10 protein-coding genes are annotated in these 9,729 nt (G+C 26.8%); 9 read left to right on the forward strand and 1 reads right to left on the reverse strand.

Features of this window, described 5'->3' with window-relative positions:
* From C6B38_RS06745 to C6B38_RS06770, 6 genes are all read left to right on the forward strand, one after another.
* Positions 1 to 1,367 (forward strand): VirB4 family type IV secretion system protein (locus C6B38_RS06745; RefSeq protein ID WP_162475925.1); only part of this gene is annotated, 1,367 nt, incomplete at its 5' end.
* Positions 1,368 to 1,370: 3 nt separating this feature from the next.
* Positions 1,371 to 1,604, forward strand: a complete 234-nt coding sequence (locus C6B38_RS06750; RefSeq protein ID WP_105299069.1) for a hypothetical protein — start codon at positions 1,371 to 1,373, stop codon at positions 1,602 to 1,604.
* A 59-nt stretch (positions 1,605 to 1,663) separates the two neighbouring features.
* Complete coding sequence (locus C6B38_RS06755; RefSeq protein ID WP_105299070.1) at positions 1,664 to 2,920, forward strand: type IV secretory system conjugative DNA transfer family protein; 1,257 nt, start codon at positions 1,664 to 1,666, stop codon at positions 2,918 to 2,920.
* A gap of 153 nt (positions 2,921 to 3,073) precedes the next feature.
* On the forward strand, positions 3,074 to 4,066 hold the full coding sequence (locus C6B38_RS06760; protein WP_105299071.1) for an ETX/MTX2 family pore-forming toxin: 993 nt from the start codon (positions 3,074 to 3,076) through the stop codon (positions 4,064 to 4,066).
* A gap of 657 nt (positions 4,067 to 4,723) precedes the next feature.
* Entirely contained in the window at positions 4,724 to 5,380 is a 657-nt protein-coding gene (locus tag C6B38_RS06765; RefSeq protein ID WP_105299072.1) for a hypothetical protein, read from the forward strand.
* A gap of 479 nt (positions 5,381 to 5,859) precedes the next feature.
* A complete protein-coding gene (locus C6B38_RS06770; protein ID WP_146693350.1) occupies positions 5,860 to 6,429 on the forward strand; it encodes a hypothetical protein in 570 nt (189 codons plus the stop codon).
* A 370-nt stretch (positions 6,430 to 6,799) separates the two neighbouring features.
* Here the strand turns inward: C6B38_RS06770 and C6B38_RS06775 are convergent, their stop codons facing one another.
* Complete coding sequence (locus tag C6B38_RS06775; protein WP_105299074.1) at positions 6,800 to 7,537, reverse strand: hypothetical protein; 738 nt, start codon at positions 7,535 to 7,537, stop codon at positions 6,800 to 6,802.
* Positions 7,538 to 7,862: 325 nt separating this feature from the next.
* On the opposite strand from C6B38_RS06775, the gene C6B38_RS06780 reads away from it, so the two are divergent.
* The 3 genes from C6B38_RS06780 (at position 7,863) to C6B38_RS06790 (ending at position 9,419) form a co-directional block, all read left to right on the forward strand.
* Complete coding sequence (locus tag C6B38_RS06780; RefSeq protein ID WP_105299075.1) at positions 7,863 to 8,123, forward strand: hypothetical protein; 261 nt, start codon at positions 7,863 to 7,865, stop codon at positions 8,121 to 8,123.
* The gene (locus C6B38_RS06785; protein WP_162475926.1) at positions 8,110 to 8,883 is read left to right on the forward strand and encodes a ParA family protein; all 774 of its coding nucleotides are present in this window, start codon (positions 8,110 to 8,112) and stop codon (positions 8,881 to 8,883) included. The genes C6B38_RS06780 and C6B38_RS06785 overlap by 14 nt, the downstream gene beginning before the upstream one ends.
* A 173-nt stretch (positions 8,884 to 9,056) precedes the next feature.
* Complete coding sequence (locus C6B38_RS06790; RefSeq protein ID WP_105299077.1) at positions 9,057 to 9,419, forward strand: hypothetical protein; 363 nt, start codon at positions 9,057 to 9,059, stop codon at positions 9,417 to 9,419.
* Positions 9,420 to 9,729: the final 310 nt, after the last annotated feature.

Genomic DNA, 9,729 nt, shown 5'->3' on the forward strand with positions numbered 1-9,729 from the left:
ACCAAGTTGTTTCAAATTTAAAAAATGAAATGATAAGAAATCGTTTTACTGTTAATGATTTGACATTTCGCCAATTTTCAACTTATAAATGTTTGTTATTTAACAATAATGATAAATTAAAAAACATTGAGCAAGAAATGGCAACCATTACTCTTGCTTGTTCTTGACCATTTCCAAGTAAACCGTTAAATGACCCCAAGGGGTTAATAATGGGTGAAAATGAGCAAATACAACCAATCATATTTGATATAAAAACCAAGTCATCAATAAGAGCGAGTCATAATGCTTTTATTGTGGGCCAGATGGGATTTGGAAAAACTTTTAATGTTAAAAAGCAATTAAATTGATTATATTGTAATAACACAAAAATTTATATTATTGACCCACAACGCGAATATGGTAGTTTTGCCAATTACCATGGTGGGGAAATTATTGAATTTGGTAATAACCCAAATGCAAAAATTAACCCCTTAGAAATCTTTACTGATAATTTTTCCGAACACATTTCATTACTAGAACAATGGTTTAAAAATTTGTATAGTGATTTAACAAATATAGACCTTGCTAAATTGCAAGAATATATTATTCAGTTGTATAAAAACTTTAAAATTACTGCTGATACAAATTTAAGTCAATTAACTCGAAAAGATTATCCAATTTTAACTGATTTATATAACTTGGTATATCAAAAAGAACAAGATACTTTGTTAGAAAAAATGTTATGAAAACTAACCAAGGGAGCAGACGGCACCTTGTTTAATGGTGTTAGTACCTTAGAAATTAAAAGCGACTTGATTGTTTTTGATATTTACAATATGGCAAAATCAAAAACAATCGCTAACGCACAGATGTATTTGTTGTTAGCGTTGCTTGACCGTGTTATGAAAAAGAATAAAGAAGATAACTTAAACTTACCACCCGAACAACAAAGTTGAATTTGTATTGCGGTCGATGAGGCACACTTATTAATTAACCAAGATAATTTGCTTGCCCTTAATTATTTATTTACTTTATCGAAAACTTGTCGTAAATTTAACGGAATTTTATATATTTTAACGCAAAGTATCGGCGACTTTACCCAACATGGCGAAAATGTTAAACGCCAAGCACGGGGAATAATTGAGCAGTGTACTTATCAATTTATTCATCATTTAAATTCAATCGGTTTGCAAAATTATACTGAATTATTGACTGATAACAATATGATAAATGCGTATGAGAAAAATGTTATTTTAACTCCTAAAAAAGGGTTGTGCTTATTTAGCATTAATGATAAGCGGTATATTTTGCAAGTTATCGCCACAAGCGAAGAAATCAAAGCAATCGGTACCCAAGAAGACATTAATAACCTAGGAAAGGAAACATAAATTATGGAACAAAAACAAAACGAATGAGTAACAGTTAATATTATGGCACGAAGAAAACTAAAACGCGAAACCGAGAAAGCCGTTTTATTTTCTATTCCCAAACATAAAGGTTTGTCGGTGTGAATTAATAAAAAATGCATTCACGGGTCGCAAGGTGGTAAATCATTTGCAGTTGGTATCAAAAAAATGATGAATATACAATATGAATATATGACGCTGACAGCAAGCAACATTTAAAAAGTGAAATTTGACAAGGACAGTACTTAATAAATCTTTATCAATGTGAATGAAACAAAATGCTTGCTCTGAATAATAAGTATGGTATTCCAAAAAACAATTTAACTCAGCATACGCTACTTGTTGGTACAACGGGAAGCGGTAAAACAACAACATTAATGTTTTTGGTAAAACAATTAACTCAAATATTTAAACAGACCACAATTATTATTGATGGTAAGGGTGATATTGATTTAATTAATAAAGTTAAACAACTAGACCCTAACGCCTTTATTTGAGAAATTGGTGGGTCAACGGAATACAACCCTTTTGCGACAAAAGATAATGTTGTCTTATCAGATAAGATTATGTCGTTATTTGATTTTTCAGAACAATATTATAGAAATAAGGCAAAACATTACTTATTAATTTTATTAGATGTTATGTTAAAAAATAAAATCCCTATAACGCTAAAAACCATTACAGATTATTTCCAACTTGGGAATTTAAGAGTATTGATTGGTGACATAGTAGAACCTAACCAAATTAAACTTAGTAATTTTGAAGAAAAAGAAATTGCTGGTATGTATAGTAAATTAGATATTTGCTCTATGCAATTAAATAATTCGCTTGGCAAAAATAATAGTTTACTTGAATTGATCACAAAACATAAAACGATTTTGTTTAGTATTAATTCCTTGAAATACCCCGAACTAGCGGGTTCAGTTGGAAAAATAATTATCCAAGACTTAAAAGAATTAACTACGCTAAAACCAGTTAATCAAAAAATTAACATTGTTTTAGATGAGTTTAATGTCTTTGCAAGTGAAACAATTGTCAACTTGATAAATAAGTCGCGTAGTTTTAATTATCAATGTTTCTTGTCATTTCAAACAATAAATGATTTAAAAACAAACAATATGAATTTAACAGATACCATTTTTGGGAATGTCAGCAATATTGTTTGTCATAACATTAAAGACCCGACCACGGCGGAATATGTAGCGAGTGTTTTTGGTACCCAAGAAACCGAAAAACTAACACGACAACTTGATTTTAAAAATAACACCGCTGATATGGGGTCGGTGCGTTCGGTGGATGAGTTTATTGTTCATCCCAACGACCTTAAAACCCTTAAAATTGGTGAATGCTATTTAAAAACAACGCTACCAAGTGGCAAGTTATTTATTAAAAAAATACAAGTTGCCGCAACTTGTATAGATGAATTAATTAATCACTTAAATAAAAAAAATTTTCATTTATTTTTAAATATGGGGTTGTTATTAAAAAATTTATTGTTAAGATGAAAGTATAAAAATAGAAATATAATTTTATAGCATAGAAACACAAAATGCTTAAATTCCTTGTGTTTCTGTAAATTATTGTATCAAATTTTAATATATCATATCAATTCTTTTATAAATTTATGGAAATAATAAGGAAAATAAGCCTATTATTTCTATTTTTATAAAAGAAAGGAGTAATAATATATGAAAAAACTACTAAGTTTAGTAGGAACAGGTATGTTAGCAACTAGTGCTGTAGCACCTCTTGTTGCTAATACAACATACGAACCAAAAACAACAAATCAAGCAACTTTATCATATACAAAACAAGAAATTAAGAATGATGAATTACCAATTCCTAATGCGGGCAATTGAGATTTATCAACTGGGAAAGGATATTTTGGATATTTATGATATTGTATATGTTATTTTAACCAAAAAGAGTACTCCGATTATTATAAAATTAATCTTGATGCTTTTGGAGCAAATACAGATCAGGCTAATAAAAATGGTGATTACTTTTATCTTGGCTGAGATGACAGTTTGCAAGAAAAATGAATGTTTGATACCAATAATGGCTTTGTTAATATATCAGAAATAACAAATAAATCAAAAAATGAGCTTGATCATGCTCATGATGTTTTAATAAATAAAAATGATCAAGAACAAAATTTAAGCACATCTTCTTATACTCACCAACAAACAGTAGGGAATTCTTTAAAATTGGGAATGAAAATAGGCACCACAATTGATATTGATGCATATGTTTTAGGCACAAAAATTAGTGCTGAAATTAGTGCAGAGGGTACATGAACAGATACTGTGACAGATACTTATAATGCAACTAGTCAAAAAATAAATGTACCAGCTCATTCTGAAATTTATGTAGATTATTTTTTTTATAAAACAGTTGATCAAGTTGATACATGAATATATAAAAAATATGATACAAGTCAGTATTTGTATATTGCTCTTCCCACTAATGGTGATTATCCTTTAAACTATATTAATTATTCTGCAAAATATTATTTTGATTTGATTACAAAATATGAAAATACAGATTGAATTTTTAATATTCAAAATGGATATATTCAAAAAAAAGATGGAAATTTTTATATTAAAAGCACAATACCAATTTCATATGAAAATGATGGAACAGAGTTTGATGTAATTGTTGGTCCTACACAACCACTTTAAAAAGATATTTAAATATTGTATTAAAAAATAAAAGTATATCATTTTTGATATACTTTTATTTTTTAAAATATTTGTATATTTTTAAAATTTGCTATATAATCAATTTGTTAGCAATTAAAATGCTAGGACAATTAAAAACGGAAACACAAGAAATTTTGAACTCACTGTGTTTCCATAGACAATTTTAACATATTTTATTTAACTTAGAATGTGTTATATCAATTATTATAATGTTTGTGGAAATAGCGGTCTGTTATTTCCCTTTTTATTTGTTACAAAAAAGGAGTTGAAATTAAATTATTTAATCCCCTTTGTGGTAAAATAAAAACAACTAAATAAAAACAAAGAAAAATGACCGGACAGTCATTCTTCTATACACCTATTAAGCGGTCCAACAAACCACTTAATTAGGTTATTGATTTAACCCCCACCTTTTGGTAGGTCAGTTAAATTATAACATTTATTTAATTTTTGTGTATAGGTAGAATGATAAAAAAGTCATTCTACCTATTTTTTTATTTAATATATCAAAACAACAAAAATTAAGTCTATATCAGCTTTGAAATAAACAAAAAGAAATGATAATTGATTTTGGAAAATATCAACACTGATATGGGGTTTAAATTCGCTCAAAACGGCAGAAAGGAGCATATTATTATGCAAGAACTAACACAACAAGCAGAACAACTCAATTATCACTTTGTTGAGATAGGTGGGTTGAGTTATAAAGTGATTAATCAACTTGACGAGAAAAAACATATCTCTAATTTTTACTTACCGAAAAAAAATGTTCGCCAACACCCTACCCGCCAAGACAGTTATAAAGTCAAAATTTATGACAAATTTATTTGTGTGCCTAAAATAATGTGTTTCTTAGACAAAACTGGTAAATACTTTTTGGTTGGTCTTGATATGTATTTTAACTACTGAATTTATAACACGCGTGATAATAATAAATATCGCTTGACGGGTTATCAAGCAATTAAAGACACTGCAATTAAAGAATTGCATTATTTAACTGTGTCTGCTCGTCGCTACGAAAAAGAACAAGCAACAAACCCATTTTTAAGTGGGTTAACTTACCAACAAGCACGCAAACAAATTTGTGCTGAAAGCGACAAACTAAAAGCAGAATACCAATCTTTCGTAAAAACTAAGTATTCTGCTAAAAACAGTGAAAATTTACTTACCAGAGAAAATAATTCTCTTGTTGATAAGTTTAACACACACTATGAAAAAAACAAGGGGGAACCACCAGAAATGTCTGAAGAAGAACTCAGTGAGTTATTAGTGGAATTAGACAACCTAGACTAACTCCCCTATCGAGTTCTTCACCCCCCCCTACCAACAAAGCACAGAACTTGCGTAAAACCACAGAGTAGCAAGACAACGAATATAACACTAAGATATGGTCTTTATCATATCGTTTTTGCTGTTTAGTAAAAAGAGATATTTTTTATTTCTTTTTCTYCCAATAGAAAACCAAAATAAATACCATTACTATATCAAAACCTAAATATTATATTAAATTTTAATTATTATTAAATTAAATCTATTAGTAATTTTATTGAATACAGTACTAAATATATAAAATATATAGTATAATTAAATAAATTAATATTAAACTATTAATAGTTTAATTAATTATTGTTTATACTGCGGAACTACAAGCATTTTGGCACGCCAAGCACCCGAAACCCCGCACTCTCAACGTTGTTGATAGCACGGGGTTTCGGCTTAATGTTTGTGTTCCGCAGTAGTGAGTTTATAATATGACAGAGCAGATTAAAATTATGGATATGATTAATAAATGAGGGTACTTAAATTTAGAACAAGTAGCTTTGTTATTAAACAAAAACAAAAATACAGTTGAGAAACAATTATATATTTTAATTAATAAAAAATTAATTATTGCTAATAAATTAACTCGCAAAAACATTTATGTTTTAACACACAAAGGAAATTCATATTTAGGGCGAGTTCATAAAAAAAGTATTCAAATTAATTTTTATGAACTCGCCCACCAAGATATGCTCATCAAATGACTTGTTGCACAAAATGACATCGAACATTACCAAACAGAGCGGGATCTCAAAATGGAAAATGGTAATCTCAACGCCTACCCTGACTTAATTGTTTACAAAACTGATGGGACAATTCAATTAGTGGAATTTGAGCGAACACGCAAAACCCCCGAACGGTTTAGAAAAAAACTTGATGGTCTCCGCAAATACTATAAAGACAACTACCAAGTCCACTGAATTACCCCAACTCAAACACTCTCTAATTGAATTGAAAATCAAATCAATAACTATGCGTGACAAGAACTAAACACCCACGAAATCTGAAACAACAAGGAGTAATTTTTGGGCGAGCGGTTGATTTTTTTAAATTTTTATGATAAAATAACTTAAAAGTTAAAAAAAGTTTTGAAAATCTTTCAAACAAATTTGGGAACCTTTATAAAATTCCTCGCTTAACGCTTAGAATTTTTCCCAAGTACTTTGAAAAGCACGGCAAAAGTTTTTTTTAAATTTATAGTAATTTACATAAAATTTAAAAAATCACCGCGAGCCCAATTTAGTTTAATTAATTAAATAAATTTAGAATTGTTAAAAAGTATATAAATATAGGAGTGATATGTGATATTTTACTTAAATTAAAATGATTTAGTTTATGTATTAAATTAAAATATTGTTGATGATAAATCGTTGGGGATACTTAAATATATTGTTAAATAAAATAATTAAATCAACTCAATTTATGTATTAAAAAAGATTTTTTAAATAATTTTCTATCTGAAATATATAAATTATTTATACGATAATTATTTAAATTATTAATTTCATTTCATAAAATATAAAAGTACTTATCAAAATCATTAATGAATGGATTAATTTTAATTATTTCGTCTTGTGTGATATAAACACAATTAATTGTTTGTTTTCCTAACGCCAAAGCTTTTGAAACTCTGTGGTTTCCATCAATCAATAATCATTCTGTTATTCTGCCCTGTTTATTATTAAAAAATTTTGTTAAGTAAATGGGGCTATTTTTAATAGTGTGTTTTTCAATAATAGTTTCATTTAAAATTGGAGTTCAATAAATATTTGATTTTTCATTTTTAAATAAATTTAAATTTATTTCTTGTTCTTTTAAATTGTAAATTGCTTGATTAACTATATTTATATTGAAATGTATAACTATTTCATTTTCTTCTAAGTCTATTTTTTGGTTAAATCATTCATCTTTTACTAAATTGGTATTAACATTTATTTTATTATTTTTTTCATTTATTTGCTGTGATATTTCTTTATCATATTGTTTTAAACAATCTATTCAATTTTTAAGATATTTTTTGTTATTTCACTTTGAAAGAAATATCCTAAATTGTGAAAAATAATCTAACAATTTCTCATAATCAACCTTGTAATATGTTTCTTGCATAAAGTCGTTTAATTTTATAGGCACAAGTGTTCGTTTCCTTCTAATTTTTTTATTATTACAAAAACATTATACCATTATTCTAAAACCCTTATTTTATAAGGGTTTTTCATTGCTTGTTTTGCTATCGTTGTCTGTGACGCACTGAACGTTATTTTCGTGGGTAAATGGTAATAAAATTAATTTAGTACTAAATTAATTCCCGTATTTTTTATAAAATATGTAAAATTAATTTTACATATTTTATAATTTTTAGAAACCATATTTTATAATGTTTTTATATATGTAAAATACATTTTACTTGTAAAATTTGTAAAATAATATATAATAAAAAGAAAGGAGTTAGATAACAATGCCAATTGAAAGTAAAAATAGTATAAAAAATAAAATATTAGATCGGGTGGAAAATACTGCTGCTTATTCAAAAGAAAATTTAAAAAGAAGCGGAAAAAGGAAAACAACAGATATGATACCCAATATGTATTGCGATAAAAAACTTGTGGAAGCATTTAGAAAAGAAGCAAAAAGAAAAAAATGATTATATACAACTTTAATGAATGAAATTCTTAAAGAGCGTTATGGAAAGGAAAACAATAATAATGAAGATGATTAGTTTTTGTAACAAAAAAGGTGGGGTCGGAAAAACGACATTATGCAAAAATGTCGCTTATAAATTTGCCTTAGATAATAAAAAAGTTTTAGTAATTGATTTAGATAGTCAAGGTACTATAACATTAGAATTACAACAAGATAATACAGACATTAATAAAACAATGGCAAAAATAATTGCCTCGGTTGAAGATATAAGCATTGATAAAGTAATTCAAAAATCTAAGTATAAAAACATTGATATTATTGCTTCTAGTGAAAATGTCAGAAAATCAATCTTTTTAATAAAAGATTTATATGAAGAAAAAGAAAAATATTTTATTGGTGATTTAATATATAAAATTAATAAGAATACACTGGATGGTTATGATTATGTGTTGATTGACTATCCACCAACGGTAGATGAACTAAGTTTAAATTTTTTATTAATTAGTGATTTAATTTTAATTCCAATAAATAGTGGACTTGGTAGTTATAAGGGTATTGTTGATTTACAAAATACCTTAAATTATATTACTGGAATTGACAAAAGAGAAATGCCAGTAATTAAATTAGTTTTTAATAATATAAAAGATAATGAAAATACATCTAATATATTAGAATGATTAGCAGAAAAAAAATATACTGATTTTTTAATTTTAAACCATATTAAACATTCAGATACATTTATTAAGACTGAAAATGAGTTAAGTAGTATTTGGGAAAACCCTTATTATTGGCGACAAAAACAAGCATACGAAGAACTCATCAAGGAAATAAAATAAAGGAGAATATATAAAAAATATGAAGAAAATAAACGAAACAATAAAATCTAAAATTATTAGTATTTTAAACAAAAATGATATAAGTATAAAAGATTTTGATAATTTTTGAGAAAAAACTAAGACACTAGTAAATATAAAAAATAAACTTAGGGGGCTAATTCCGCTGTAGAAGAATGGGAAAGAAAAAAAGTAATCCTATTAAGTATTATGGTACTTTTGGATTTAATTCTTTAAATGAAGCATCTTCTTATCAAATGAAATATATAAAACTATGAAATATGTTAGATAACGAATATTGGGTATTATTAAATAATAATTCTAAAAAAGCAAAAACATGGGATAATATGAGAAATCTTATAGATGAAATTATGGACACTTTTAATAACCCTAATTTTTGAGATAAAGATACTATAAATCATAATTTAATGATTGTCGATGTTGATTTACAAAAATGCTTGAATTGTAGTTTTACGATTCAAAAAATCGATGATGAATGATTTACTGTCAATACGGGGGATAACAACTGTGGTAAATAAAAAAAGTTATCAAAAAACCACACCTATAAATTAGATGTGGTATAATAATAGTAGTAAGCGACTTTTTCTCTTACTGCTTCTCAAATTTTATTAAACAAAGTGATAGTAAATTGTCTAGGAAACAATTTACTATCGTGGAAACACTAGTTAACACCTAGCGTTTCCACAGACAATTTTAACATATTTTACTGGGGTATTTATTTATACTCTTGTGAAATATGTTATAAATTGCTTGTGGGAATAGTGCTGTGATGCTATTCCTATTTTTATTGTTCAGAAAGGAATACAGCAATGAAAAAACTTTTAAGTA

Source organism: Spiroplasma sp. ChiS, assembly GCF_002968355.1.
Lineage (GTDB): Bacteria > Bacillota_I > Bacilli_A > Mycoplasmatales > Mycoplasmataceae > Spiroplasma > Spiroplasma citri.